We start from the raw sequence: 515 nt of genomic DNA on the forward strand, positions 1-515 counted from the left end.
AGGCAAAGTCTAAGCACACCCAAGAGGAGTGGGAGGCTAAGTTTGATAGCTTTGATCAGGAAGTTAGTGATAAGACGATGGGTAGACTAATAGGACATCTAAAATCTTTAAACGTACTTCAAGCGACTACAGAATCGTTGCTAGCTAAGGCACTCAAGGAACGTAACTTCTTGGGGTTCTAGGGATTTTCCCCTCTAAAAAGACTTAATCCTCTGTAGACCACACCAATAAATGGCTGCGGAGGTGGGTTACTACTTATAAGTGTGGCAAATTAGGTAAATATCGTACATTTAATACGGAACAGCCCTGATATGGCCATCAAAAACGAAATTACTATTCTCACGAGAGCAGAACAGGCAGATCTTTATTCCCCACCCATTTTTTCAATCGAAGAACAATGTCTGTACTTTTCTCTGAACGATGCGGAATTGGCAGTTTTTCGGTCAATTCGTCTCAGAGCTCATAGATGTTACTTTGTCGCGATTTTGGGATACTTCAAATCAAAGCCCGTCATC

General features: G+C 41.6%; 2 protein-coding genes. Both read left to right on the forward strand.

Translation table 11 applies throughout. The features are described from left to right. Positions 1-182 (forward strand): hypothetical protein (locus R7093_RS28190; protein ID WP_318147402.1); only part of this gene is annotated, 182 nt, incomplete at its 5' end. A 129-nt stretch (positions 183-311) separates the two neighbouring features. Continuing rightward, a partial coding sequence (locus tag R7093_RS28195; protein WP_318147403.1) for a DUF4158 domain-containing protein occupies positions 312-515 on the forward strand: 204 nt, incomplete at its 3' end.

The organism is Vibrio sp. 1580, from assembly GCF_033340055.1.